Annotated in this window: 20 protein-coding genes and 1 tRNA gene; 8 read left to right on the forward strand and 13 right to left on the reverse strand. The window is 68.6% G+C overall.

Annotated elements, in window-relative coordinates; all coding sequences use genetic code 11:
- Positions 1 to 12: 12 nt before the first annotated feature.
- The 9 genes from QWY84_RS07415 to QWY84_RS07455 form a co-directional block, all read right to left on the reverse strand.
- Positions 13 to 1239 (reverse strand): type II secretion system F family protein, encoded by a 1227-nt coding sequence (locus QWY84_RS07415; RefSeq protein ID WP_290201936.1) that lies wholly within the window; start codon positions 1237 to 1239, stop codon positions 13 to 15.
- Positions 1240 to 1244: 5 nt separating this feature from the next.
- Positions 1245 to 2969, reverse strand: coding sequence for a type IV-A pilus assembly ATPase PilB (pilB, locus tag QWY84_RS07420; protein ID WP_290201938.1), 1725 nt, complete (start codon positions 2967 to 2969; stop codon positions 1245 to 1247).
- Between the two features lie 334 nt (positions 2970 to 3303).
- Complete coding sequence (locus QWY84_RS07425; protein ID WP_290201939.1) at positions 3304 to 5286, reverse strand: acetoacetate--CoA ligase; 1983 nt, start codon at positions 5284 to 5286, stop codon at positions 3304 to 3306.
- A gap of 79 nt (positions 5287 to 5365) precedes the next feature.
- Positions 5366 to 6148 carry a 3-hydroxybutyrate dehydrogenase gene (locus QWY84_RS07430; protein ID WP_290201941.1) on the reverse strand — a complete coding sequence of 261 codons (783 nt, stop codon included), beginning with the start codon at positions 6146 to 6148 and terminating at the stop codon, positions 5366 to 5368.
- A gap of 52 nt (positions 6149 to 6200) precedes the next feature.
- A complete protein-coding gene (locus QWY84_RS07435; RefSeq protein WP_290201943.1) occupies positions 6201 to 7526 on the reverse strand; it encodes a TRAP transporter large permease in 1326 nt (441 codons plus the stop codon).
- 3 nt (positions 7527 to 7529) lie between these two features.
- A complete protein-coding gene (locus tag QWY84_RS07440) occupies positions 7530 to 8027 on the reverse strand; it encodes a TRAP transporter small permease subunit (RefSeq protein WP_290201944.1) in 498 nt (165 codons plus the stop codon).
- A 140-nt stretch (positions 8028 to 8167) separates the two neighbouring features.
- Positions 8168 to 9277 (reverse strand): TRAP transporter substrate-binding protein DctP, encoded by a 1110-nt coding sequence (gene dctP / locus QWY84_RS07445; protein WP_290201945.1) that lies wholly within the window; start codon positions 9275 to 9277, stop codon positions 8168 to 8170.
- Positions 9278 to 9535: 258 nt separating this feature from the next.
- A complete protein-coding gene (locus tag QWY84_RS07450) occupies positions 9536 to 10975 on the reverse strand; it encodes a sigma-54 interaction domain-containing protein (protein WP_290201946.1) in 1440 nt (479 codons plus the stop codon).
- Positions 10972 to 13011 (reverse strand): GGDEF/EAL domain-containing response regulator, encoded by a 2040-nt coding sequence (locus tag QWY84_RS07455; protein ID WP_290201947.1) that lies wholly within the window; start codon positions 13009 to 13011, stop codon positions 10972 to 10974. Before QWY84_RS07455 ends, QWY84_RS07450 begins: the two co-directional genes overlap by 4 nt.
- A gap of 192 nt (positions 13012 to 13203) precedes the next feature.
- On the opposite strand from QWY84_RS07455, the gene QWY84_RS07460 reads away from it, so the two are divergent.
- A complete protein-coding gene (locus QWY84_RS07460; protein ID WP_290201948.1) occupies positions 13204 to 13635 on the forward strand; it encodes a VOC family protein in 432 nt (143 codons plus the stop codon).
- Positions 13636 to 13724: 89 nt separating this feature from the next.
- On the opposite strand, the gene QWY84_RS07465 is transcribed toward QWY84_RS07460, so the two are convergent.
- Positions 13725 to 15197 (reverse strand): GGDEF domain-containing protein, encoded by a 1473-nt coding sequence (locus QWY84_RS07465; protein WP_290201949.1) that lies wholly within the window; start codon positions 15195 to 15197, stop codon positions 13725 to 13727.
- Positions 15198 to 15673: 476 nt separating this feature from the next.
- On the opposite strand from QWY84_RS07465, the gene QWY84_RS07470 reads away from it, so the two are divergent.
- Both QWY84_RS07470 and QWY84_RS07475 read left to right on the forward strand, forming a co-directional pair.
- The gene (locus QWY84_RS07470; RefSeq protein WP_290201950.1) at positions 15674 to 17767 is read left to right on the forward strand and encodes a putative bifunctional diguanylate cyclase/phosphodiesterase; all 2094 of its coding nucleotides are present in this window, start codon (positions 15674 to 15676) and stop codon (positions 17765 to 17767) included.
- Between the two features lie 166 nt (positions 17768 to 17933).
- Positions 17934 to 18971, forward strand: coding sequence for a GGDEF domain-containing protein (locus tag QWY84_RS07475; RefSeq protein ID WP_290201951.1), 1038 nt, complete (start codon positions 17934 to 17936; stop codon positions 18969 to 18971).
- Between the two features lie 98 nt (positions 18972 to 19069).
- On the opposite strand, the gene QWY84_RS07480 is transcribed toward QWY84_RS07475, so the two are convergent.
- Together QWY84_RS07480 and ispB are read right to left on the reverse strand one after the other, a co-directional pair.
- Positions 19070 to 19146: transfer RNA gene (locus QWY84_RS07480), tRNA-Pro, on the reverse strand.
- Between the two features lie 20 nt (positions 19147 to 19166).
- Entirely contained in the window at positions 19167 to 20153 is a 987-nt protein-coding gene (ispB, locus tag QWY84_RS07485; RefSeq protein WP_290201952.1) for an octaprenyl diphosphate synthase, read from the reverse strand.
- 209 nt (positions 20154 to 20362) lie between these two features.
- Between ispB and rplU the strand changes: the two genes are divergently transcribed.
- The 4 genes from rplU to proB all read left to right on the forward strand — a co-directional run bounded on the left by rplU (position 20363) and on the right by proB (position 23233).
- Complete coding sequence (gene rplU / locus QWY84_RS07490) at positions 20363 to 20677, forward strand: 50S ribosomal protein L21 (RefSeq protein ID WP_290201953.1); 315 nt, start codon at positions 20363 to 20365, stop codon at positions 20675 to 20677.
- A gap of 16 nt (positions 20678 to 20693) precedes the next feature.
- Positions 20694 to 20951, forward strand: a complete 258-nt coding sequence (gene rpmA / locus QWY84_RS07495; RefSeq protein ID WP_290201954.1) for a 50S ribosomal protein L27 — start codon at positions 20694 to 20696, stop codon at positions 20949 to 20951.
- Between the two features lie 123 nt (positions 20952 to 21074).
- A complete protein-coding gene (cgtA, locus tag QWY84_RS07500; RefSeq protein WP_290201955.1) occupies positions 21075 to 22112 on the forward strand; it encodes an Obg family GTPase CgtA in 1038 nt (345 codons plus the stop codon).
- Positions 22109 to 23233, forward strand: coding sequence for a glutamate 5-kinase (gene proB / locus QWY84_RS07505; protein ID WP_290201956.1), 1125 nt, complete (start codon positions 22109 to 22111; stop codon positions 23231 to 23233). Before cgtA ends, proB begins: the two co-directional genes overlap by 4 nt.
- 75 nt (positions 23234 to 23308) lie before the next feature.
- On the opposite strand, the gene rpsT is transcribed toward proB, so the two are convergent.
- A complete protein-coding gene (gene rpsT / locus QWY84_RS07510) occupies positions 23309 to 23572 on the reverse strand; it encodes a 30S ribosomal protein S20 (RefSeq protein WP_290201957.1) in 264 nt (87 codons plus the stop codon).
- 150 nt (positions 23573 to 23722) lie between these two features.
- Here rpsT and murJ point away from each other — a divergent pair, with 150 nt between their 5' ends.
- On the forward strand, positions 23723 to 25324 hold the full coding sequence (gene murJ / locus QWY84_RS07515; protein ID WP_290201958.1) for a murein biosynthesis integral membrane protein MurJ: 1602 nt from the start codon (positions 23723 to 23725) through the stop codon (positions 25322 to 25324).
- Positions 25325 to 25327: the final 3 nt, after the last annotated feature.

Raw genomic sequence — 25327 nt, forward strand, 5'->3', positions numbered from 1 at the left:
CCTGCCACGGGGTCAGATCACCTGACCCATCTGGAAGATGGGCAGGTACATGGCGATGACCAGTCCGCCCACGAGCACGCCGAGAACGGCCATGATCAACGGCTCCAGCAGGCTGCTGAGGCTGTCGATCTGGTTGTCCACCTCTTCCTCGTAGAAGTCCGCGACCTTGGACAGCATGGTGTCCAGCGAGCCGGATTCCTCGCCGATGGCGGCCATCTGCACCACCATGTGCGGGAACAGGTTGGACAGGCGCATGGTGACGTTGAGCTGCTGCCCGGAGGCCACCTGGTCCTTCATCTCCAGGATCCGGTCCTCGTAGACCGAGTTGCCGCAGGCGCCGGAGACGGACTCCAGGGCCTCCACCAGGGGCACGCCGGCGGCGAACATGGTCGACAGCGTGCGGCCGAAGCGCGCCGTCGCGGCCTTGTCCAGGATGGGGCCGACAATGGGCAGGCGCAGCAGCATGCGGTCGATGAACCGTCGGAACCGTCGCGATCGTCGGTGCACCATGACGAAGGCCACCACCGCGCCGATGATCCCGCCGAAGATCACGTACCAGTACTGCTGGAAGACTTCCGACAGCGTGATCACGAACTGCGTGAACACGGGCAGGTCGGCGCCGAAGCCCTGGAACATGCTCTGGAACTCCGGCACCACGAAGATCAGCAGGATCGCCGTGACGATGAACGCCACCACGATGACCGCGGCGGGGTAGAACATCGCCTTGCGGATCTTCTTCTTGATCGACTCCGTCTTCTCCAGGTACGTCGCCAGCTTGTCCAGCAGGGTGTCCAGCACGCCCGCCGACTCGCCGGCCTCCACCAGGTTGCAGAACAGGTCGTTGAAGTACCGGGGATGCTTCGCCAGCGCCTCGCTCAGGTTGGTGCCGCCTTCCACGTCGCCCTTGATGCTGCCGATGAGCTCGCGCATGGACGGGTTCTGGTGGCCGGAGGCCATGATGTCCAGGCCCTGTACCAGCGGCACGCCGGCATTCATCATGGTGGCCAGCTGGCGGCTGAACACGGCGATATCGCCGGCCTCGATCTTCTTCTTGCGCTGGCCCAGGCTGGCCAGGGCCGACTTCCGGCGCACGCTCTTGGGCTGGATGCCCAGCCGGCGCAGCTCCGCCTTCATCATGGTGACGTTGGCGGCCTTGTTCTCGCCCTTGACCCGCTCGCCGCGCTTGTCGGTTCCTTCCCAGACGAACGTCGCCTGCTGGTTCGCCGCTTTCTGTGCCATCGTCTCTAGTCCTTGGTGACGCGGTTGATCTCGTCGAGGCTGGTGACGCCCTGCCTGACCTTGCCCAGACCGGAGCGGCGCAGGTCGTCAATGCCTTCCTTCGCAGCCTGGTCCTCCAGCTGCATGGCGTTGCCTCCCTCCATGATGATCCGGCCCATCGCCTCGGACACGGGCATGACCTGGTAGATCCCCACGCGCCCCTTGTAGCCCTGGGTGCACTGGTCGCAGCCCACCGGTGCGTAGACGGTGAGATCCTTGAGATCCTCCTCGGTGAAGCCCTCCTCGCGCAGGGTCTCCGCCGGGATGTCCACCGGCTGCTTGCAGCTGCTGCACAGCCGCCGTGCCAGCCGCTGGGCGATGATCAGGTGCACCGACGAGGCGATGTTGTACGACGGCACCCCCATGTTCATGAGGCGGGTGAGCGTCTGCGGCGCGTCGTTGGTGTGCAGCGTCGACAGCACCAGGTGACCGGTCTGGGCCGCCTTGACCGCGATCTCGGCGGTCTCCAGGTCGCGGATCTCGCCGACCATGACGATGTCCGGATCCTGGCGCAGGAAGGCGCGCAGCGCCGTGGCGAAGGTCAGCCCCGCCTTGGGGTTCATGTTGACCTGGTTGATCCCCGGCAGGTTGATCTCCACCGGATCCTCGACCGTGGAGATGTTGCGGTCGTCGGTGTTGAGGATGTTCAGCGCCGTGTACAGGGACACGGTCTTGCCGCTGCCGGTGGGGCCGGTGACCAGCACCATGCCGTAGGGCTTGTTGATGGCGCTGAGGAAGCGGTCCTTCTGCTCGGGCTCGTAGCCGAGCTTGTCGATCCCCAGCATGGCGCTGTCGGGATCGAGAATACGCAGCACGATCTTCTCGCCGAACAGGGTCGGGCAGCTGCTGACACGGAAGTCGATGGTCCGGTTGCGGGACAGGCTCATCTTGATGCGCCCGTCCTGGGGTACCCGGCGCTCGGCGATGTCCATGCGGGACATGACCTTGAGGCGCGCCGAGATCCGCGGTGCCAGGCCCAGCGGGGGGCTGGCGACGGTCTGCAGCATGCCGTCCTGGCGGAAGCGCACGCGGTACTTCTTCTCGTAGGGCTCGAAGTGGACGTCCGAGGCGCCCTTGTTGATGGCGTCAACGAGCACCTTGTTGACGAAGCGCACCACGGGAGCATCGTCGGCATCGGCCTCGCTGGCGTCGGTGGACGAGTCGTCCTCGTCGCCCGCCGTGACCTGGACGTTGTCGAGATCGCCGTCCAGGTCGTCGTCGGTCATGCCGAAGTTCTTGTCGGCCGCTTCCAGGGCCTTGTCGATACTCCGCTGGAGCTTGTCGTACTCCACCAGCACCGGCTCGGTGTTCAGGCCGGTATGGAACTTGAACTCGTCCAGGGCTTCCAGGTTGGTGGCGTCGGTGATCGCCACGAACAGACGCTTGCCGCGCTTGAGCAGCGGCAGGGCCTGGTGGTGCCGGATGAGCTTGTCCTTGACCAGCTTCACCGCGTCGGTGTCCAGGTCCATGGCGTCCAGGTCCATGAGCGGAACGCCGAACTCGGCGGCCGCCGCGTGGGCCAGGTCGCGGGCGCTTACCAGGCGCTGCTCCACCAGGTGGGCGGCCAGGGATTCCCGCGCCTTGCGTGCGGACTCCACCGCCGTGCGGGCATCTTCTTCGTTGAGCAGCCCGTCCCGGACCAGCCGGCCGGGGAGGCCACTCAGCTTGATGGAAGGATTTGCGGTTGCCATGGGTCAGGAGACAGCATCGTCCGTTTGCATGTGGCTTTGCCCCGGGCCCGGGAACGGGCTCGTGGTCCGGGCGGCCGCGTACGGACACCGGGCCGCTGTGCAGCGCATGGCATCGAAGCCTTCGGGGTGCGCCGGGATCCCTGGCGCCGGAACGTGCCTGTTGTTGTTCGCGTCCATTACCTGCCCCCGGACTATAAAGGATGCCCGCTACGATGAAAAACCTAGCAGTTACAAGGGCCGGCGGATGCGACACAGTTCCGGTTTGTCGATGTTGCAGTCGACGACGCCGTGCAGCGGTCCGCCGTGCCGGTTGCACGACGGACCGCGGCGCGGCTCACGCGGGATCCGGCAGAAGCTCGGCCTCGCCGAGCGCGGCGCGGATGCTGTCCAGGGCTTCCGGGTTGGCCAGTGCCGAGCGGTTTTCTTCCTTCCTGTCGCCGCGCAGCATGCGGGTGACGGCGAGCTCGACCTTCTTGCCGCTGCGGGTGTAGGGGATGTCGTCCACCGCCACGATGTGGCGCGGCACATGGCGCGGGCTGGCCCCCTCGCGGATCTTCCGCCGCAGCTCCTGGCGCAGATCGCCGTCCAGCTCGACGCCGTCCGCGGGCACCACCAGGAGGACCACCTCGACGTCGCCCTCCACCGGCCGGCCGACGACGAGGCTGTCGGCGACGCGGCTCTCGGTCTCCACCTGGCGGTAGATCTCGGCGGTGCCGATGCGCACGCCGCCGGGGTTGAGCACGGCGTCGGAGCGGCCGTAGATGATGGCGCCGCCGCTGTCGGTGAAGCCGACGAAATCGCCGTGGGCCCAGATACCGGGGAAGCTGTCGAAGTAGGCCTCGCGGTAGCGGCTGCCGTCGGGGTCGTTCCAGAAGGCCACCGGCATGGACGGCAGCGGCTGGCGGCAGACCAGCTCGCCGCGGTCCTGGCTCACCGGGTTGCCGTTCTCGTCGAAGGCGGTGACGTCCGCCCCCAGCATGGGCGCCTGGATCTCGCCGCGGCGCACCGGCAGCAGCGGGTTGCTGCCCACGAAGCAGCCGCAGATGTCGGTGCCTCCGGCGATGGAGCCCAGCAGGATGTCCCGGGAGACGTGCTCGTAGAACCAGTCATAGTCCTCGGGCAGCAGCGGTGAGCCCGTGGAGAAGACCACCCGCAGGTGGCCGAGGTCCTGATCCCGGCCCGGGCTCAGCTCGGCCTTGCGGCAGGCGGCGATGAAGCGTGCGCTGGTGCCGAAGTGAGTGAGCCGCTCCTGCTCGGCCAGCCGCCAGGGCATGCCCACGTCCGGGTGGCCCGGCGAGCCGTCGTAGACCACCAGCGTGGCACCGGCCAGCAGGGCCGAGGCCTGCCAGTTCCACATCATCCAGCCGCAGGTGGTGAAGTAGAAGAACCGGTCTCCGGGTGCCACGTCCCCGTGCAGGATGAGCTCCTTGGCGTGGTTCAGCAGGATGCCCCCGGCCCCGTGCACGATGCACTTGGGCTTGCCGGTGGTACCGGAGGAATACAGGATGTAGACGGGATGGTCCGCGGGCAGCGGCGTGAACGACGGGGCCTCGCCGCGGTGCGCGGCCAGGGCCTCGTGCCACGGGACGAAGCGCTCGCCCTCGGGCATGGGGGCGTCCTCCAGCTGCCGGACCACGGCGACGGCGCGCACGGTGGGCAGCCGCTGCGCCAGCTCGCGGATCTGCTCGGCGCGGTGGAAGCGCTTGCCGCCGAAGCCGTAGCCGTTGACCGCCACCAGCACCGTGGGCTCGATCTGGCCGAAGCGGTCCTCCGTGGCCTGCACGCCGAAGTCCGGGGAGGCGGAGCTCCACACGGCGCCCATGCTGGTGGCGGCCAGCATGGCCACCAGGGCCTCGTGGCCGTTGCACACCACGCCGGCCACGCGATCGCCGGGCTGGACGCCCTGGGCGCGCAGCCACGCCTCGAAGGCGCCCACCTGCCGGTAGAGCTCGGCCCCGGTGGTGCGCTGCGTCTCGCGCCCCTCGGCGACGGCGATCACCGCCTCGTCGTCGGCCCGCTCGCCGGCGGCGTAGCGCAGGAGATTGGCGGCGAAGTTCAGGCGGGCCCCGGGCAGCCAGCGCGTGGCCGGCATGGGCTGGTCGTCGCGGATCCGTTCCCAGGGCGTGTCCGCCTGCAGGCCGGTGAATTCCCAGACCGATTCCCAGAACCGGTCCATGTCCCGGATGGACCACTGGAACAGGGCCGGCCAGTTGCCGAAGCGGCCGTAGCCGCGTTCCGCGAGCCAGTCCATGTAGCGGGCCATGTTGCTCTTGCGCAGCTCCCGTTCGCCGGGCTGCCACAGGATCTCGCCGGACATTGTCTTGCCTCCTCCTCGGTAGGGCGGGCTCTCCGGGGCGCGCGCGGCGGTGCCGGCGCGCCGCCGCTTGCCGCCTCGTCTACTGCATGTGCCAGCCGTGACTGACCACCACCGACTGCCCGGTCAGGGCGTTGGACGGGAATGCGGCCAGGTGGACGGCCAGTTCCGTGACGTCCTCCAGGGTGGTGAATTCCTGGTCCACGGTCTGCTTGAGCATCACGTCGCGGATCACCTCGTCCTCCGAGATGCCCAGCTCCCGGGCCTGCTCGGGGATCTGCTTATCCACCAGCGGTGTGCGCACGAATCCCGGGCAGATGAGGTTGCTGCGCACGCCGTGGGCGGCGCCCTCCTTGGCCACGGAGCGGCACAGCCCGGCCAGGGCGTGCTTGGCGGCCACGTAGGGCGCCTTCAGGGGCGAGGCCTCCTTGGAGTGCACGGAGCCCATGTAGATGACGCAGCCGCCGTCGCCCTGGGCGTACATCCGCTGCAGCGCCGCGCGCGTCACCAGGAAGGCGCCGTCCAGGTGCACCGAGACCACCCGGCGCCAGTCGGCGAAATCCAGCTGGTCGATGGGGTCGATGTGCTGGATGCCGGCGTTCGCCACCAGCACGTCCAGCCGGCCCCAGTGGTCGCAGACGCGGGCGACGCCGGCATTCACCGCCGCCTCGTCGGTGACGTCCATGGCCACGGCGATGGCCTCGCCGCCGGCCCCGGTGATCGCGTCCACGGCCTCGGCCGCGGTGTCGGTGGACAGGTCGGCCACCGCCACGCGGGCACCCTCGCGGGCATAACCCTCGGCGATGGCCCGACCGATGCCGCGTCCGGCCCCCGTGATGAGGGCTACCTGATCCTTCATGCGCATGCCTGTCTCTCCTTCGTTCGTGGTGCGGGCGTCCGGCCCGTGTCGACGGCGGTCACCGCAGGAGCATCTCCGGCAGCCCCATGATCAGCCCGGGGAAGATGGCCAGCAGGACGCACGTGAACACGATGATGGCGCAGAACGGGATGACCGCCTTGTACAGGTCCAGTGTCTCCACGCCCTCCGGCGCCACGCCCTTGAGGTAGAACAGGGCGTAGCCGAACGGCGGCGTGAGGAACGACGTCTGCAGGATGACCGCGTTCATGACGACGAACCACAGCAGGTCGTAGCCCATGGAATCGACGATGGGCAGCATCACCGGGAAGCTCAGAAGCACGATCCCCGTCCAGTCCAGGAACATGCCGAGGATGAATACCAGGAACAGCATCAGCACCAGGATGCCGATCTCGCCGCCCGGAGCCGCCATCATCACGTTCTGCACGAACTCCATGCCGCCGCCGCGGGAGAACACCCCGGTGAATGCGGTGGCGCCGACGATGACGAACATCACCATGGTGGTGGTCTTGCTCGCCTCGATAAAGGTGTTGAAGACCGTACGCACCGAGCGATCACCGAAAATCAGGAACAGGACGAAGGCGAGCAGGGCACCGATGGCCGAGGCCTCGGTGGCCGTGGCAATGCCCAGGAACAGCGCCCCGAGCACGCCCAGGATGAGGGCCATGGGTGGCGCCACGTACTTGACCAGCATCCAGACCAGTTGACCCACGCTGGTTTCGGCGCGCTCCTCGGCCTCGACGGGCGGACCCATCTCCGGCCGGAACCAGCACAGGACCAGCACGTAGAGACCGTACAGGGCGCCGAGGATGAGCCCCGGGATCAGGGCGCCGGCGAACAGCTCGCCCACCGACACCGGGGAGTAGCTGGCCATGAGCACCAGCATGATGCTCGGCGGGATCAGGATGCCGAGGCTGCCGCTGGCCATGATGACCCCGGCGCTGAGCTGCTTGTTGTAGCCGTACTTGAGCATCGGCGCCAGCGCGATCATCCCCATGACGGCGATGGACGCGCCGACGATGCCGGTGGTGGCGGCCAGCAGGACGGACACCACCACCACGGTGAGCGCCAGCCCGCCGCGGACGCGGCCGAACAGCAGGCGCATGGCCTCGAACATGCGCTCGGTGACCCCGGAGTCGTTGAGGAACCGCGCCATGAGAATGAACAGCGGGATGGCCACCAGGATGTAGTTGTCCATGGTGCTGCCGAAGATGTTGGCGATGATGCTGCCGAATACCTCCGGGCCGGGGCCGAAGTAGGCGCCGACCACGGCGACGCCGCCGAGGACGAACGCCAGCGGATGCCCCATGAAGAGGCCGATCAGCAGGCCTCCGAACATGAGCAGCGTGAGCATGAGAGGACTCATGGGCTAGGCCTCCTCGCGCAGCGTATTGATCGCGCGCAGTACCAGGGCGACTGCCTGCAGCAGCAGTAATACGCCCGTGATGACGAGCACGGCCTTCACCGGGTAGACGGGCAGGGCGACCATGCCGTAGGTGGTCTCGCCCTGGCGCCACGAGCGGGCCGCATAGGCCCAGCTGTAGTCCAGGTAGACCCAGATGAAGGGTGCGAAGAAAAATGCGTAACCGAGCAGATCCAGGATGGCCTGTCCCTTGCGGGAGAGCATCTGCTTGAGGACATCCACCTCGACGTGCGCCCGCCGGAAGAGCCCGTAGGCGGCAAGCAGCATGAAGTGGACCCCGTAGACCTGCTTGGTGACGTCGAATGCCCAGTCGCTGGGGCGTCCGAAAAAGAACCGCATGGCCACGTCGTAGATGACGATCAGTGCGATGACCGCGATCAGCGGGGCCACGATGCGGCCGAACCAGTCGTTCAGCCAGTCGATGATATCGGCGATGGTGTTCATGAGCCGTGCACTCCCGGTGCCTGGATCGTCGCAGCGAGATCCCGGCGTCGCAGTGGTGTCCCGGCCTCGGTCGTGCCGGGGCAAGCGAAGCGAGCCGGGTCGCCCGCACGGGCGGCCCGGCTCCCTGGGCTACGCCGGTGTTACATGCACTCTTCGATCCGCTCCAGCGACGGCAGATCCTCGATGGTGCGGCTCAGGTTGAACGGCACCGAGATGTCACGCCAGGCGGCATACTCCTTGAGGTAGCTGATCTGGGAGTGATACACCCGCGCGTGCTGCTCGTTCTCGCAGGCGCCCTCGACGATGACCTCGTTGGCCACCTGCTGGATCTCCTTGAGATCCTCCTCGCTCATCTGCGAGATCTCGACGCCGGCGTCCTTGAAGGCCTGGGTGCCTTCAGTGGAGCGCCGCTCCGACCAGGCGATGGACCAGGCCATGGTGGACTCGGCGGCCACCTTGAGCTGCTCCTGGGTCTGCTCGTCGAGCGCGTCCCAGGCCTCCTTGTTGATCATGACGCCGAACACGCTGGCGGACTGGTGCCAGCCCGGCACGGCCCAGTGGTTGGTGACCTCGTGGAAGCCGGCCTTGTAGTCCACGCCCGGGGTGGAGAACTCGGCGCCGTCGACCACGCCCCGCTCCAGGGCCTGGTAGATCTCGCCGCCGGACAGGGTGACCTGGGAGCCACCCAGGCGCTCCAGCACACGGCCCTGGTCCCGGCCGGACAGGCGCAGGCGCAGGCCTTCCAGGTCGGCGATGGAGTCGATGGGCTCGCTGCCCCGGAAGCCGGACTCGTTGTTGGTGATGCCGTAGGGCAGGTAGACCATGCCGTAGTCGCCGTAGATCTCCTGGTAGAGCTCGAAGCCGCCCCACTCGAAGATCCAGTTGAGGTAGTCGGTGGCGTTGAACAGCATGGTATGGGTGGCCAGCGGCGAGAACGCCGGGGAGCGGCCCGCCCAGTAGCCCGGCCAGTCGCCGGCGGCGTCGATGCTGCCGGACTGGGTGGCGTCGAACACTTCCGGCCCGGGCATCAGGGTGCCCCCGGCGCGGAAATCGATCTCGATGCTGTCGCCGGCGATGCGGTGAACGGTATCCACCCAGCGGCGGTCGATCTCGATGAGCTCCAGGGAGTCCGGCCAGGTAGTGGTCATGGTCCACTCGGTGGTCTCCTGGGCGTGCACCGTGGTGCCCAGGGTGCCGAGGGCGAGGGCGGCGGTCAGGCCGCCGGTGGCGATTCGGGTCAAGTGTTTCATGGTTCTCCTCCTGGGTTTTTCTCGTGCCGGCAGCCAGTGCACCGGTTGCCGGGAACGGGTCGCTCGCGTTGCGCAATGACGCGACGCGTGCCTGGGTCTAGCAGCCTCCGTGCCAGGTTCCTCCATGGTGAATTATCTGCCTGAGGCACAGGGCTTTTTCCGCGCAGGCGGAAATGGCTTCGCTGCGCTGACGGTAAGCTTTGTCCGAAAATCCGGACGGTATTGCTATGGAGCGCAAGAAATTGTATGGAATTCCGGTCATATGTCGTTCTTTCCGGACAGTTTCGTCATCTTCTCGTACAGGACCGAGCGGGATATCCCCAGCATCCGGGCGGCTTGCGACCGGTTGCCGCGGGCGGCCTGCAACGCGGAGTCGATGGCCGCCTTCTCCGCCGCGGCGACGGTTTCCGCCAGGGGCCGCACCGGGGCCGCCGGGCGCTCCCCCGCCGCCGTCTCCTCCGCGGCAGCGGGGCGCAGCGGCAGCACGGCGGCCAGGTCGTCGGCGGTCAGGGCCCGTTCGCCCTCGTTCATGGTCAGCGCCTGGGCCAGCGCGTTGCGGAGCTCGCGGATATTGCCCGGCCAGTGGTAGCGGTGCAGCACGTCCAGGGCTCCCGGGGCGAGCTCGGCATGCAGCTCGCCGCCCAGGGCGATCTCCTCCAGCAGGGTCTCGCAGAGCACGCCCAGGTCCTGCAGCCGCTCCCGCAGGGGCGGGACGCGGATCTCCAGGACGTTGAGCCGGTAGTAGAGGTCCGACCGGAACGTGCCCTCGGCGAGCATCCGGTCCATGTCGCGGCTGGTGGCGGCGATGACGCGCACGTCCACCGGCTGCACGGTGTTGGAGCCCAGGGGCTCGACCTCCTGCTCCTCCAGCACGCGCAGGAGCTTGGCCTGCAGGGCCAGGGGCATGTCGCCGATCTCGTCCAGGAACAGCGTGCCGCGGTGAGCCAGCTGGAACTTGCCCTCGCGGGCGCGGTCGCCGGCGCCGGTGTACGCGCCCGGTGCGACGCCGAAGAACTCGGCTTCCAGGAGGTTCTCCGGAACAGCGGCGAGATTGACGCCCACGAACGGGCGCTCGGAGCGCGCCGAGGCGCTGTGGATGGCCTGGGCGAGAATCTCCTTGCCGGTACCGGTCTCGCCGAGCAGCATCACCGGGGTCTCGCGGCCGGCGGCCAGGCGGGCGCGGCGCTTGACCTCCAGTGCCGCCGGGCTGGCGCCGACGAAATCGGACAGGCTGTAGCGCGCGGTACGCCGCGCCAGCGCCCGCCGGGCGACGGCGAGGTCCTCCTGCAGGCGGCGGTACTTGCCCATCAGCGGAGCCAGGTGCTGGAGGTCGTCGTAGACCACGAAACCCAGCCCGCCGACCACGCGGCCCTGCTCCACTACGGGCAGGCGGGTGACCACGAACTGCTGGTCCCGGAACTCCATGACGTCCAGCAGCTTCGGCTGGCCGGTGCGCACGGTCTCGGGCATGCGCGTCGCCGGGATGATCTCGCGGATGGGCCGGCCCACCAGCCGCTCCGGGGTGGCGCCGAGGAGCCGCGCATAGCTGTGGTTGATCCAGCTGATGCGTGCGTCCTGGTCGACCGTGACGGCCCCGGCGCTGGCCTGCTCCAGGTGCGGCAGAAGGGCGTGCAGCAGCCCGCGGGCTACCCCCAGGGCCTGGCCGTCGTACGATGGCGCGGGGTCGACACCGGTCATGAACCGCCTCGCGTTTCGTCCTGATCGAAGATGTCGCTGGGCGCCTGCATGAAGTAGCCCTGGATATAGTCTACCCCGGAGGCCCAGAGCACCGAGAGGACCGAGGCGTCCTGCACCAGGGCCGCGATGGTGCGTATGCCGTTGGCGCGCGCGTGACCGGTCAGTGCCTGGACCTCGGCGCGCCGGGCGCTATCGGAACCCACGACATCGGTCAGGCGCGGCGACAGCTTGATGTAGGACAGCGGCAGCTGCTGCAGCAGATCGTTGGGGTCCGCTGCGGCCCCGTAGTGCTCCAGCGCCAGGGCGCACCCCAGGGAGCGCAGCGCCTCCGCCAGCCGGCGCGTCTCCGCCAGGCGCGCGGCGGCGGCTTCCTGGGTGAGCTGGAAGACCAGCCGGTCGCCGGGGACGCCGTGCTGCTGCAGCTGGTCGGCCAGCCAGCGCGGGAAGCGTTCGTCGGACACGGTCTCCGGGAACAGCTTCAGGAACAGGACCGGGCGGTGGTCGCGCCGGGCCTGGCTGGCCAGGACCTCCAGGCTGTGACGGATGATCCACTGGTCCAGCTGCGGTGTCAGGCCGAGACGCGCGGCGGCGGGGAGGAACTCCTGCGGCAGCAGCTCGCCGCCGTGCTCGTCGAGCATGCGGATAAAGGCCTCGTACAGCGATACAGGGTTGCCGCTGAGGCTGGCCAGGGGCTGGTAGACCAGGCGGAACCGGCCCTGATCCAGGGCACCGCGGAACGCCGCGTCCGCGCCGGGATCGCGGACTGCGGCGGTATCCTCGGGCGCCGCCGCGCCCGCCCGGTCCGGGCCGTCGCCCGCCTGCCGGGCGCGCTCCAGCGCGGCGTCGGCGCTGGCGAGATCCGGCCGGAGCAGGGTCAGTCCGATGCGCGCCCGGGTGGGCGGGCTCTGCTGGTCCAGGGCATCCTGCAGACGCGCCGTCAGGGCCTGGAGCTCGCCGTCGCCGAGCCCGTAGAGCAGGGCCGCATAATCCCCTTCGTCCAGGCGGGTGGCGACGGCTGTCGCCGGCAGCAGATGCTGCAGCCGGCGCGCCAGGGCAACCATCAGGGCTCGCCGGGTGCGGTGGTCGGCCTCGGCGGCGCCGTCGGCCGGCCAGGCCCGCAGATGAAGGAGGGTCGTGCGCTGCTCGCCGCCCCGGGTCAGGGCCAGCGCCTGGCGCAACTCGTCGAGGAAATGGCCGTTGCTGTCGAGCCCGGTTTCCGGATCGCGGCGGGCCAGGTAGCGGGCACCGGACTGGAGGCCCGTGACGCGCTCCAGACGGCTGCGAACGATGGCGTACAGGTCCTCCGTGGCCACCGGCAGCCCGACCACGCCGTCGATGCCCGCCCGGGCCGCCAGCCCGTCGAAGCGACGCTTGTCGCCGGCGGTGACGATCAGCGCCGGAATACCGTAGTGACGCACATCCTGGCGGACCACCTGGAGCAGCTCGCCGGCGTCCACGGAGGCCAGGTCGCCGGAGACCAGGAGAATGTCCGGGCGAACCGACTCCAGCCGGGCGAGCAGCTCCTGCGGCCGGTCCAGGAAATGCGGCTCCAGGTCGTCACCCGCCAGCGGGGCCGCCGCCGCGGCAAGCTCGCCGCCCTCGTCGACCACCAGCAGGCGGGCGGCGGCGTCCGTGGTGCCGCCGCGCATCTGGTGCAGCCGGTGGGCCAGTACGGACGGGTTGAACGGGCGGGTCAGCCACGCGTCGGCGCCCGCCCGTACGGCGCGCAGGCGCCCGGGGAGTGCGTCGTTGCGGCCGATGACCACGAGCAGCGGCGGTACCCCGGCGTCGGCGCCCAGGTCCTGCTTGCGTACCGGGAGACCGTCGGCATCGTCCGCGAGGAATCCCTCGTCCAGGATGACGGCCCCGGGGGGTGTCGCCCGCGCGGCATTGCGCAGGACATCCAGGCTGACCACGGAGCGGGTCCGGAAACCGAAATCCCGCAGCATCCGTGCCAGGCGGTCCGCCATGTCGGCGTCCCGGAAGGTGACCAGGACCGGTGCGTCCGTGCCGGGAGCGGTTGTCCGTGCTGCCATTGATACCCCTGGGTCCAAGCCGGCGACGATGGGGCCAGCATACCGGAGCGCTCCTGCCGCCGGAACACCGCGCCGCGGCGCGGTGCGGGGCCCGCTTGTCGTGACGGCGCCATTCGCGACCCGGACTGCTGTGTCGCGGGTTCAGGGCAGGTATCCTTGGCGCGAATCGTCCGGACATGTACAGGAGGTCCCATGAGCGAGCTGCGGCCGTTTCACATCGCGTTCCCGGTCCACGACCTGGAGCAGGCGCGCACGTTCTACGGCGGCCTGATGCAGTGCCCGGAAGGGCGCAGCTCGGATCACTGGATCGATTTCGATCTGTACGGGCATCAGATCGTCGCCCACTACAAGGAGTCGGCGCGCGAGCATGCAGCCGAAGCGCATCACAATGCCGTGGACGGACACGACGTCCCGGTGCCGCATTTCGGCGTGGTGCTGTCCATGGACCAGTGGAAGGCCCTGCGGGATCGCCTGGTTGCCGCGGAGGTCACTTTCGTGATCGAGCCGTACGTCCGGTTCGAGGGCCAGCCGGGGGAGCAGGCAACCATGTTCCTGCTGGACCCGTCGGGCAACGCTCTGGAGTTCAAGGCCTTCAATGACCTCTCGCAGCTGTTCGCGACGTAGCCGGTCCACGCGCTGGCACGCAGGTACGCCAGATCCTGCCGGACCTACGGGTCCCCGAGGTGGCGTTGCCGGCCTTCATCGTGAACGACCTACCGTCCTGTGCGCCGCCGCTTCTTGACGGCGTACATCGCCTCGTCGGCGCGCGCCAGGATGCGGTCGGCGTCCGATTCGTGCGCGTCGCAGGTGATCACCCCGACGCTCGGCCCGCCGTAGTCGAGCGTGACGGCGGGGAGCTCGAACGCGCCCGTGGTGGCCCGGGCGATGCGATCGGCAAGCTGCGAGCGCTCGCGCTCGGCCGTGCACGGGTCGCCGGCTGTTGCAACGAGCACGAATTCGTCGCCGCCGTAGCGGGAAACCAGGTCGCCGGTGCGCATGCTGTCGAGGAGCCGGCCGCCCAGGGCCTTGAGGAACTGGTCGCCCGCCTCGTGGCCGTGGTGGTCATTGATTGCCTTGAAATCGTCCAGGTCGACGAAGGCGACGTGGACCGCCTCCTTCGACCGGGCGGCCCGGGCCAGCATGCGGCCCAGCTCCTCGACCAGGTAGCGGCGATTCGGCAGCCCGGTCAACGGGTCGTGCAGGGCGTGCTGGCTGAGCTCCCGGTTGGCTTCGTGCAGCCGCCGCAGATACGCTAGGCGTTCCGCCAGCAGCGACAGATAGCTGGAGCAGTTGCCGAGGACCCGGGCCTCGCTGTTCGTGAGAGGGGTTGCCTCGTCCGCGAACAACAGGATACCCGCCTGCAGGCCGTCCTCCGTGGCCACGGTGACCACCCGGGTGCTGCCGTCCGTGGTGAGGCCCGCCGCGGCGCGAAGCTGCCTGACGGCGGGGTTGTCCGGGTCGAGAGGCAGGAGGTGCCCGTGCACGCCCGGGTCATTGTCGGCGTGCGTGATCTCCGGGGTGCGGAGAACGCCGCTGATGGCGTCGAGGAGCCCGGCGTGGCTGCTCCACGCCGGCTCCCGCGAGGCGTCGTCCAGCTGGAAGGGGACCGCATGCTTCGAGTGACCGCGCTCACCCAGGAGCTGCGCGGTCTCGGTGAGCACCGGTTGCAGCTCCCGGGCGTTGAGGCACAGGTCACCGATGCGTGACAGAAGGGACATCTCGGCGGCGATGCCTTCGGCGGCCTCGGCGCGCTGCCGGCTTCGCTGCGCCTGCGCCTCGCGGTCAACCTGATGGGCGATGAGCTCCGAGAAGAGTTTCAGGACGTCCCGCAGCTCGGGGTCATTGACGCTGATGGATTCCTGGCTGGCGCCGCACAGGGTACCGAACAGCGCGCCGCTTTCCGTGAGGACCGGCGTGCTGACGTACGTCTGCAGGCCGAGCTCGGCCGCGGCCGAGGAGTCGGCCCACCGCCTGGGCACGTCGTCGGCCGCGAGGCATCCCTCCTCGAGGGCGCGCCGGCACAATGTGTCGTGCCAGGGGACGTCCGCTCCTTCGCGGATCTGCAGGGCGCCGTGATTCGTGACGAACAGGATGTGCTGGATGCCTTCGTCCTGATCGATGGTCGTGAGATAGGTCGATTCCAGCTGGGTGATGCGCTGCAGCAGCACCAGCATCGGCCGTACCATGCCCTCCAGGGTGCTCGCCCGGGAAACCGATGTTGCGAGGGTTCGTAGTTGCGCGTCCATCGCCTAGTCGCGGCTCCGTTGTGGAACAGAGAATACCGCGTTGCTGGAGTGATTCATGGCCCGAAAAACCTCAGCGTTGCGTGGGTGTCAGTAATCGGAATCGAAATTATTAAGAATGGAGATCACGTGCCGCCATTCAAAATAACCCGGAAGGAATACGATGCCCGAAGGAGTCCTTGCTCGTACCTCCAGTGGACGGGCCGCCGGCCTCACTTTGGACATGGGTTCGCCGGTGGGCGTAGGATCGGTGAGAGGAAAATGACTGTACAACGGATGTAGAATTCCTATACAGCGGAACGCATTCGGGTCGCGCCCGTTGAGCCGCAACGACGACGGAAATGGGCACGCCTGTGCGTCAGTGGAGTAATCCGTTGGACATTACCAGAAGTGTCAATCGGTCTTCCGGCAGCGAGGGATTGTACTTTTCCGCTGATTCGCTCCTGCAGGCCGCATTTCTCGCCGGGAACAATCCTGTTTTTCTGGTCGAGATGGGCACGCGGAGAATTCTCGCGTGCGCGGGCACGGCTGCCCAGGTCTTCGGCTACCAGCCGGACGATCTCGTGGGGCGGGACACGCGGGTGCTGCATGTCGACGATGCCGCGTACGAGGAATTCGGGCGGGCCAGCGAAGCGATCCTGACCGACAAGTCGGACAGCTATCACGGCTATGCCCGCATGCGCCGCCGTGACGGGACCGTCTTCCCCAGCGAGCACCTGGTTCGCGTGATCCGTGACGACCAGGGCCGGCCCCATGCGGCGGTGAGTATCGTGCGCGATCTGACCCACGCGGCAAGCCGGCCTGCGGACGGCCTTTCCCCCCTGCAGGGGGAGGCGGGGTTCCATGCGCTCAGGGACCGTCTCCCCGGTGCGGTGTACCAGCGCGTGCAGACCCCCGATGGTACCAACCGCTTCACGTTCCTGGCGGGATCCCTCTTCCGCGATCATGGGCTGGATCCGGACAAGGTCCGTGCCGATCCGGAGGAGTTCTACGGGCGCATCGTGCCCCCGGATCGCGAGGTCCTGGAGGCGGAGCTGGCCCGGGGGCAGGCGTCCCTGGCCCCCGTCGAGTGCGAGGTGCGCATGCGCACGCCCGCCGGCCAGCAGGTCTCGCTGCGGATCCTTTCGCAGCCGAGTGCCCTGGATGACGGCTCCATTGCCTGGGACGGGTTCGCGCTGGACGTCACTGCCGAGCGCAATGCCGAGGAGCAGTTCCACCACCTTGCCACCCACGATGCGCTGACCGGGCTGCACAACCGGGCCCAGTTCCTGCAGGATCTCCAGCGTGCAGTGGACAATGCCGGCCGCCACGGCGAGCGCCTGGCCGTGGTCACCATCGGTGTGCAGGCGATGATGCAGATCAACGCCATTCACGGTCTCTGGCGCGGTGACGAGCTTCTCCGGCGGGTCGGGGATCGCCTGGCGCAATGCGTGCCCGTCGGCGACGCGGTTGCGCGCGGGCACGGCGACGTGTTCTTCGCCGTGCTGGCGCTGGTCGGCGACCAGGATGCGGGCCACGCACTCGATCGCCTGATCCATGCCTTCGACGAGCCTTTCCAGCTGGACGACGGCTCGGTCATTGCCGTTTCCGCACGCATCGGCCTGGCCGCGTACCCGGAAGACGCCGAGGACGCCGCCGGGCTCCTGAACGCCTCGACCATTGCGTTCGATCGCTCCCGCCACGGGAGCGAGGTCTGCTACGAGTTCTACGCCGAGGAGCTGGGGCGGCATCTGCGGGAGCGCATGGGCCGCGAGCGCGCCCTTGCCGAGGCCATCGACGCCGGCGAGCTAATCCCGTACTACCAGCCCCAGGTGTCCCTGGCCGACGATTCCCTGGTCGGCCTGGAAGCCCTGGTGCGCTGGCGCAGGGCCGACGGCACGCTGGTCTCCCCCGCGGACTTCATTCCACTGGCCGAGGAATCCGGGCTGATCTTCCGGATCGATATCGCCGTCATGAAGGCCGTCGTCGCGCAGATCGCGGCCTGGCAGGATGCCGGCTACGAGGTCCCTGCCGTCGCCGTCAACTGCTCCGCCCGGCAGTTCCGGGATGCGGGGCTTGTCGAGGTCTACCGCGAAGCCATCGAGAACAGCGGTATCGACCCCTCGTCGCTGGTCATCGAGATCACCGAGAGCAGCCTCCTGGACGATTTCCAGGCGGCCGAGACCACCATGACCGCCCTGACCGGCCTGGGCATCCGGTTGTCCATCGACGATTTCGGGACGGGATTCTCGTCGCTGAACTACGTCGCCCGCCTGCCGTTCCATGCCCTCAAGATCGATCGCAGCTTCATCGCCGGGCTGGGCACTGATTCACGCCAGAGCGCCATCAGCGAGCTCCTGGTGCACATGGGCGCCACCCTCGGTCTCAACGTCATCGCCGAAGGCGTGGAAGAGGAGGCCCAGGCGGCGCATCTGCGTCAGCTGGGTTGCCCGGCGGCCCAGGGCTTCCTCTACGCCAGGCCCTTGCCGGCGGATGCCGTGTCCACGTGGCTGTCCCGGACCGCCGCTTCCTGATGGCGCCGGTTTCCGGTCCCTACCGAACGGACGTTCTGTGAATCCGTACACGGACGGGGCTGCGTTCGGCGGATACAGTAGCGGGCGAACGTCGGGGCTGCGATGACGCCGTTGCACGGGTCCGTGCAAGCCCCGACACGGACCTCCCAGAACCGACCCGGAGAGCATGCCGAGCGAAAGTTTCCAAACCGCACGCCGCCGGCATGCCCTGGTCGCACTGCTTGTCTTCACGATTCCCGCCAGCGCCCTGTTCCTGGCGCTGAATATCCACCAGGGTCTCGTGCTGTTGCCGCTCGGCAACCTCGCCCTCGGGCTTACGTCCGTGGGGTTGCTGCTGGCCAGTCGTCGCGGTCTGCCCCTCGTGCCCATTGCGACGGCGTATCTCCTGGCGCTCGTGGCGATGTTCCTGCTGGTCATGCTGCGCCCGGACGTTCATCCCAACGGCCATGTCTACATCACCTGCATTCCCGTCATCAGCTATATCCTGCTCGGCCCCGATCGCGGCTTGTGGCTAACGGTCGCATCGCTGATTGCCGGGGTTGCCGCGTACCTGGCAGGTGCCGGGGCACGACCGGAACTCATGCAGCCGGTGACGTTGCTGAACGCCGCAACGGTCATCCTGGGGATCTTCATCGTCTGCCACTTCTGGTCGCGCAGCCAGGCCGACGCAAATATGCTGCTCGCCGCCCGTTCCGAGACCGATCCCCTGACCGGGCTCGGCAACCGCAACGCGCTCGACCGGGCGTTCGGGAAGGAAAAGGCCCGCTGGGAGCGATCAGGCCATGCCGTATCGATCATTCTTCTCGATCTCGATCATTTCAAGCGCATCAATGACCACTACGGGCACGAGGCGGGTGACTCCATCCTGGTGGAGCTGGCAAGGCTCATGATGGCCCGGCTGCGACCGACGGATGCCGCGTTCCGCATCGGCGGCGAGGAGTTTCTCGTCGTTCTCCCGGATACCGATGCCGCCGGCGCGGCCACGCTCGCCGAGAATCTGCGGGTGCTGGTTGCCTCGAAGGCCATGCGAGTCGCCGGCGCAGAGGTCAATGTGACGTTCTCCGCCGGTATCGCCGAGCTGGGCCGCGACGGCACGGAATGGGCGCAACTGTATCGCTGCGCCGACGACCGGCTGTACGCGTGCAAGGCGGGAGGGAGAAACCGCATCCGTAGCGTTACGGCGGAGCCGCCGCGTACGGAGTAGCCGTTCCCGGAGCATCAGGCGTGCTCGGCGGCGGGAGCCGCCCGGAAACAGAAACAGCGGCCCCGGAACCCGGCGGCCGCTGCTCATGCTCGCTGAAATGGTCGGGGTGGCAGGATTTGAACCTACGACCCCTGCCTCCCGAAGGCAGTGCTCTACCAGACTGAGCTACACCCCGTTGGAACCCGCTCGCGGGAGCTAGTGATCCCGCTCGACGCTGAATCGGGCCAGTGCTTCCATCGATCTCCGGTACGGCGACTCGGGCAGGCACCCGAGGCTATCGATGGCTTTCTGCGCTGCCTCATCTGCGAGGGCGCGAGTATAGGTGATCGCGCCGGTGGTTTCAATCGCGTCGAGAATGGTGTCGATGTCGTCCCGGCCGCCGTTCTCGATGGCGTGGCGGATGCTCTCCGCCTGCTCTGGGGTCCCGCGCCGCATGGCGTGGATCAGCGGCATGGTGGGCTTGCCCTCGGCCAGATCGTCGCCGATGTTCTTGCCCGTGGCGTCGGCATCGCCGGTGTAGTCCAGGGCATCGTCCACGAGCTGGAAGGCAGTGCCCAGTTGCCGGCCGTACTCGGCGAGATCCCGGCTGACGTCGTCCGGCTGCCCGGCGAGAATGGCCCCCAGCTGCGTGGCCGCCTCGAACAGCGTGGCCGTCTTGCAGTAGATGACGTGCAGGTAGTTCTCTTCGGTGGTGTCCGGGTCGTGGATATTGAGCAGCTGCATGACCTCGCCCTGGGCGATGGTGCTGGTGGTCCGGGCCATGACGTCCATGACCGCCATGCTGCCGACGCTGACCATCATCTCGAAGGCCCGGGAATACAGGAAGTCGCCGACCAGCACGCTGGCCTGGTTGCCCCAGAGCTCGTTCGCGGTGGCCTGGCCGCGGCGCTTCTCCGAGGCATCCACGACGTCGTCGTGGAGCAGGGTGGCGGTGTGGATGAACTCCACCACGGCGGCGAGCTCGCGGTGATCGGCACCCTCATAGCCGCACGCGCGCGCGGACAGCAGCACCTGCAGCGGACGCAGGCGCTTGCCGCCGCTGTTGATGATATAGGCGCCGAGCTGGTTGATGAGCACCACGTCCGAGCGCAGACGCTCCTGGATCAGGGCATCCACGGCCGACATGTCCTCCGCGAGAAGGGTGCGGATGTCGTCGATGGTAACCGCCTGCGAAGGGGACACAGCGTGCATCTTCCGGAAACTGGCCTGTTGAGCCGCGCCGGACCGCCCGGCAGCGGAGTGTTACAGTAGGTGCGGCCCCCGGGGGTGTCAAGAAACGCGATCACGGAACGCGCCGCCGCGTTTGACCTGCGGCCGCCATGTCGCTATGATCTCGCGTCTTCTCAAGAGCGTTTCTTTGCAGTAATCAAGCGACGGAGACTAAACGGACCATGTACGCCGTGATCAAGACCGGAGGCAAGCAGTATCGCGTCTCCGAAGGGGATATCCTTCGCGTCGAGAAGCTGGACGCCGAAGCGGGTTCGTCCATCGAGTTCGACCAGGTGCTGCTGGTCTCCGACGGTGACGACGTGAAGATCGGCGCACCGGTGCTCGAGGGCGGCAAGGTCCAGGCCGAAGTCACCGACGCGGGCAAGGGCGAGAAGGTGCGGATCGTCAAGTTCAAGCGCCGCCAGAACTACCGGCGCATGAAGGGGCACCGCCAGCCCTACACCGAGGTGAAGATCACCGGGATCTCGGCAGGCTGAATTCCAGGAGCAGGTTATGGCACACAAGAAGGCAGGCGGCAGTACCCGTAACGGGCGCGACTCCGAGTCAAAGCGCCTTGGCGTCAAGCGCTTCGGCGGGCAGGAAGTGATCCCCGGCAACATCCTGGTGCGCCAGCGCGGCACGCATTTCCACGCGGGCGAGGGCGTCGGGATCGGTCGTGATCACACGCTGTTCGCCAAGGTCGGCGGGCAGGTGGTGTTCGAGCGCAAGGGCGCGCGCAACCGCAAGTACGTGAGCGTGCGCAGCCACTGATCGGCACCAATGCGCTGACCCGGAGAAACCCCGTCGCTGCACGGGGTTTTTTGTTTGCGGGTGCCGGACACGGCCGTTCACCGCCATAATAGGGCCCCGGGCCGCGAGAGAGCACCGTTAGCCATGAAGTTCGTCGACGAGGTCACCATCCACGTGGCCGCCGGTAACGGCGGCGACGGCTCGGCCAGTTTCCGGCGCGAGAAGTTCATCCCGTACGGGGGGCCGGATGGCGGCGACGGCGGTGCCGGCGGCAGCGTCTGGCTGGAGGCCGACGAGGGCCTGAACACGCTGGCGGACTTCCGCCACGTACGCCGCTATCGCGCCGAGCGCGGCGACAACGGCATGGGCCAGCAGCGCAGCGGCAGGAGCGGCAGGGACACCACCGTGGTCGTGCCCGTGGGGACCGTGGTGGTGGAGGCCGATACCGGCGAGCAGCTCGGCGATCTCACGCGCCACGGCGAGCGCCTGCTCGTGGCCAAGGGTGGCAAGGCCGGGCTCGGCAACCAGCACTTCAAGAGCTCCACCAACCGCGCGCCGCGCCAGACCACCTCGGGGACGCCCGGAGAGGAGCGGGACCTGCGGCTGGAGCTGCGGGTGCTGGCCGACGTGGGGCTGCTGGGCATGCCCAACGCCGGCAAGTCGACGCTCATCCGCGCGGTCTCGGCGGCGCGGCCGCGGGTCGCGGACTACCCCTTTACCACGCTGTACCCGAATCTGGGCGTGGTCAGCGTCGGCCCCCAGCAGAGCTTCGTCATGGCGGATATCCCCGGCTTGATCGAGGGCGCGGCGGAGGGCGCCGGCCTGGGCGTGCGGTTCCTCAAGCACCTGGGCCGGACCCGGCTGCTGCTGCACCTGGTGGATGCCGTGCCGGCGGACCCGGAGCAGGACCCCGTGGCCGACGCCGCCGGCCTGGCGGCGGAGCTGGCCCGGTTCAGTCCCGAGCTGGCGGCCATGGAGCGCTGGCTGGTGCTGAACAAGCTGGACATGCTGCCCGCCGACGAGCGGGAGCCGTGGAAGCACGAGCTGGTCGAGGCCATGGGCTGGCAGGGGCCGGTCTACGCCATCTCCGGCCTCACCGGGGAGGGCACCACCGCCCTGTGCCGTGACGTCATGGCCCGGCTGGAGCAGATGGCTGCCGAGGCCGCCGGGGAGGAGGCATGACCCGGCCGGAAGCCGAGACGCCCGTGCGCAAGTGGGTCGTGAAGGTCGGCAGCGCCCTGGTGACCGATGACGGGCGGGGCCTGGATCACGGTCGCATCGCCGGCTGGGTCGAGGAGCTGGCCGCGCTGCAGCGCAATGGCGTGCGTGTGACCCTGGTGTCCTCGGGCGCCGTGGCGGAGGGCATGCAGCGCCTGGGCTGGCGGCGCCGGCCGCGGGAGCTGTACAAGCTGCAGGCGGCCGCGGCGGTGGGGCAGATGGGGCTGGTGCACGCCTACGAGGCGGAGTTCCAGCGCTACGGTCTGCATACGGCCCAGGTGCTGCTGACCCACCATGATCTCACCGACCGCAGGCTCTATCTCAACGCGCGCACCACCCTGCGCACGCTGCTGGAGCTGGGCGTCATCCCGGTGGTCAACGAGAACGATACCGTCGCCACGGACGAGTTCCGCTTCGGCGACAACGACACCCTGGCGGCGCTGGTGGCCAACCTGGTCGAGGCCGAGCGCCTGGTGATCCTCACCGATCAGCAGGGGCTGTTCGACCGGGATCCGCGGCAGTACCCCGAGGCGCGCCTGATCCACGACGGCGAGGCGGGTGATCCGGGCCTGGAGGCGCTGTGCGGTGAAGGGGCCGGCGAGTACGGCCGCGGCGGCATGCTGAGCAAGGTGCGCGCGGCGGACCGGGCGGCGCGCTCCGGGGCAACCACGGTGATCGCCTCGGGCCGGGAGGCGGGGGTGCTGGAGCGCATCCGCTGCGACCAGGTGATCGGTACCCGCCTGCGGCCGGCCCGGGAGCCGCTGGCAGCCCGCAAGCAGTGGCTGGCGAGCCAGATGACCGTGCGTGGTCGGCTCACGCTGGATGCCGGGGCCGTGCGCGTGCTGCGCGAGTCGGGCCGCAGCCTGCTGCCAGTGGGGGTGACCGCCGTGCGCGGCTCGTTCTCCCGGGGCGAGATCGTCAGCTGCATCGGCCCGGACGGCCGGGAGGCGGCCCGCGGGCTGGTGAACTACGACTCCGCCGAGGCGGATGCCATCAAGGGCGCGCCCAGCGACCGCATCGAGGCGCTGCTCGGCTACGTGGGCGAGCCCGAGCTGATCCACCGGGACAATCTCGTGCTGCTGTAAGCCTCCCGGGGGCAACGAAAAAACCGCCGCTTCCGGGGGAAGCGGCGGCAGGGAATCCGTCGGTGGCGCTGGCTGTCAGCCGAGAGCGCGGATGCGCGCGTTCAGGCGGCTCTTGTGCCGCGCGGCCTTGTTCTTGTGCACGATGCCCTTGGTGGCCATGCGGTCGATGAGCGGCACCGCCGTCTTGTAGGCCTCTTCCGCACGCTGCTTGTCCCCGGCCTTGACGGCCTTGAGGACGTTCTTGATCTGCGTGCGCATCATCGTCCGACGCGACTTGTTGTGAATGCGGTTCACGTCGTTCTGACGGGCACGTTTCCGTGCTTGCGGCGTGTTGGCCAAGGTTCAGCTCCTGACGATGTTCATCACGTTCCGGAAAGGCCCGGTAATATGCGGATTTCGACCGCTCGTGTCAAGCGGAGCTTGGCCCGCGGTCCTGGCCTGCTATGATGCGCGGTTTTCGGGGGTACTCTGGCCCGGGAGCGGGATCTGATGGCGCGGGTTGACGGCGACGAGCGGGCGGACGGCGCGAAGGCCGGAGGCAGGAGCCTGTTCCGCTCGACGGCGGTATTCGGCGGCCTGACCATGATCTCCCGGGTCCTGGGGCTGGCGCGGGACGTGGTGCTGGCGTCCGTGTTCGGTTCCAGCGCCGCCACGGACGCCTTCTTCGTGGCGTTCAAGATCCCCAACTTCATGCGCCGCCTGTTCGCCGAGGGCGCATTCTCCCACGCCTTCGTGCCGGTGCTCTCGGAGTACCGCACCGAGCGCGACGAGCCGGCGGTGCGCGCCCTGGTCGGCCGGGCGTCCGGGGTACTGCTGGCGATCCTGCTGGTGCTCACCGTGGCGGCGGTGCTGGGCGCCGAGTACCTGGTCATGGTGTTCGCGCCGGGCTTTACCGACGAGCCCGAGACCTTCCGCATGGCCGCGGACATGCTGCGCATTACCTTCCCCTATCTGCTGTTCATCTCCCTGGTGGCCTGCGCCCAGGGGGTGCTCAACACCTACGGGCGGTTCGGGCCGCCGGCATTCGCCCCGGTGCTGCTGAACCTGGTGCTCATCGCCAGCGCCTGGTGGTGGACCGCCTGGTTCGACGAGCCCATCCGCGCCCTGGCCTGGGGCGTGTTTATCGCCGGCATCGCCCAGCTGCTGCTGATGCTGCCCTATCTCCGGGCCGTGGGCATGCTGACCCTGCCGCGGCCGAGCTGGCGCGACTCCGGCGTGCGCCGCATCATGCGGCTGATGCTGCCGGCGATCTTCGGCTCGTCGGTGGCCCAGATCAACCTGCTGGTGGATACCATTCTCGCCTCGTTCCTGATGACGGGCAGCGTGAGCTGGCTGTACTACTCGGACCGGCTCATGGAGTTCCCGCTGGGGGTGTTCGGGGTGGCCCTGGGAACGGTGATCCTGCCGCGGCTGTCCGGGGAGCACGCGGCCCGCACCCCGGAGCAGTTCTCGCGCACGCTGGACTGGGCGCTGCGCTGGGCCATGCTGATCGCCGTCCCGGCCACCGTGGGCCTGGTGGTGATGGCGGGGCCGATCCTGGCGACGTTGTTCCAGCACGGCGCGTTCACCCCGTCCGACGTGCGCGCGGCATCGCTGAGTGTTATCGCCTACGCGCTGGGCCTGCACGGTTTCATCCTGGTGAAGGTGCTGTCGCCGGGCTATTTCGCGCGCCAGGACATGCGCACGCCGGTACAGTGCGCAGCCGCCAGCATGGTCTGTAACATGGTGCTCAGCACCACTGCCGTGTGGCTGCTCATCGGCACCGGTGTCGGTCATGCGGCCCTGGCGCTGGCCACCGGCATCGCGGCGAGCATCAATGCCGCGCTGCTTTTCGCGGGCCTGCGCCGGCGCGGCATCTATACGCCGGGCGCCGGCTGGTGGGCGCTGCTGGCACGGATCGGCGCCGCCGCGGGCATCATGGGCGGTGTCCTGTGGTTCGCGGTGGCGGACCTGCCGGCGTGGATCGACGGCACGGTGCCCGAGCGCGCGGGCGCCCTGGCCGGGTGGCTGCTCCTGGGCATGGTGCTCTACGCCGGCGTCCTGCTGCTGCTGGGGCTGCGGCCGCGCACGCTCCGGGAGCCGGCGGCGTGATCC

Source organism: Aquisalimonas lutea, assembly GCF_030409225.1.
Taxonomy (GTDB): Bacteria; Pseudomonadota; Gammaproteobacteria; order Nitrococcales; family Aquisalimonadaceae; genus Aquisalimonas; species Aquisalimonas lutea.

Excerpts from the sequence above, each read along its gene's own strand:
- QWY84_RS07415 (WP_290201936.1), bottom strand. The coding sequence starts at position 1,239 with ATGGCACAGAAAGCGGCGAACCAGCAGGCGACGTTCGTCTGGGAAGGA.
- pilB (WP_290201938.1), bottom strand. The coding sequence starts at position 2,969 with ATGGCAACCGCAAATCCTTCCATCAAGCTGAGTGGCCTCCCCGGCCGG.
- QWY84_RS07425 (WP_290201939.1), bottom strand. The coding sequence starts at position 5,286 with ATGTCCGGCGAGATCCTGTGGCAGCCCGGCGAACGGGAGCTGCGCAAG.
- QWY84_RS07430 (WP_290201941.1), bottom strand. The coding sequence starts at position 6,148 with ATGCGCATGAAGGATCAGGTAGCCCTCATCACGGGGGCCGGACGCGGC.
- QWY84_RS07435 (WP_290201943.1), bottom strand. The coding sequence starts at position 7,526 with ATGAGTCCTCTCATGCTCACGCTGCTCATGTTCGGAGGCCTGCTGATC.
- QWY84_RS07440 (WP_290201944.1), bottom strand. The coding sequence starts at position 8,027 with ATGAACACCATCGCCGATATCATCGACTGGCTGAACGACTGGTTCGGC.
- dctP (WP_290201945.1), bottom strand. The coding sequence starts at position 9,277 with ATGAAACACTTGACCCGAATCGCCACCGGCGGCCTGACCGCCGCCCTC.
- QWY84_RS07450 (WP_290201946.1), bottom strand. The coding sequence starts at position 10,975 with ATGACCGGTGTCGACCCCGCGCCATCGTACGACGGCCAGGCCCTGGGG.
- QWY84_RS07455 (WP_290201947.1), bottom strand. The coding sequence starts at position 13,011 with ATGGCAGCACGGACAACCGCTCCCGGCACGGACGCACCGGTCCTGGTC.
- QWY84_RS07460 (WP_290201948.1), top strand. The coding sequence starts at position 13,204 with ATGAGCGAGCTGCGGCCGTTTCACATCGCGTTCCCGGTCCACGACCTG.
- QWY84_RS07465 (WP_290201949.1), bottom strand. The coding sequence starts at position 15,197 with ATGGTACGGCCGATGCTGGTGCTGCTGCAGCGCATCACCCAGCTGGAA.
- QWY84_RS07475 (WP_290201951.1), top strand. The coding sequence starts at position 17,934 with ATGCCGAGCGAAAGTTTCCAAACCGCACGCCGCCGGCATGCCCTGGTC.
- rplU (WP_290201953.1), top strand. The coding sequence starts at position 20,363 with ATGTACGCCGTGATCAAGACCGGAGGCAAGCAGTATCGCGTCTCCGAA.
- rpmA (WP_290201954.1), top strand. The coding sequence starts at position 20,694 with ATGGCACACAAGAAGGCAGGCGGCAGTACCCGTAACGGGCGCGACTCC.
- cgtA (WP_290201955.1), top strand. The coding sequence starts at position 21,075 with ATGAAGTTCGTCGACGAGGTCACCATCCACGTGGCCGCCGGTAACGGC.
- proB (WP_290201956.1), top strand. The coding sequence starts at position 22,109 with ATGACCCGGCCGGAAGCCGAGACGCCCGTGCGCAAGTGGGTCGTGAAG.
- murJ (WP_290201958.1), top strand. The coding sequence starts at position 23,723 with ATGGCGCGGGTTGACGGCGACGAGCGGGCGGACGGCGCGAAGGCCGGA.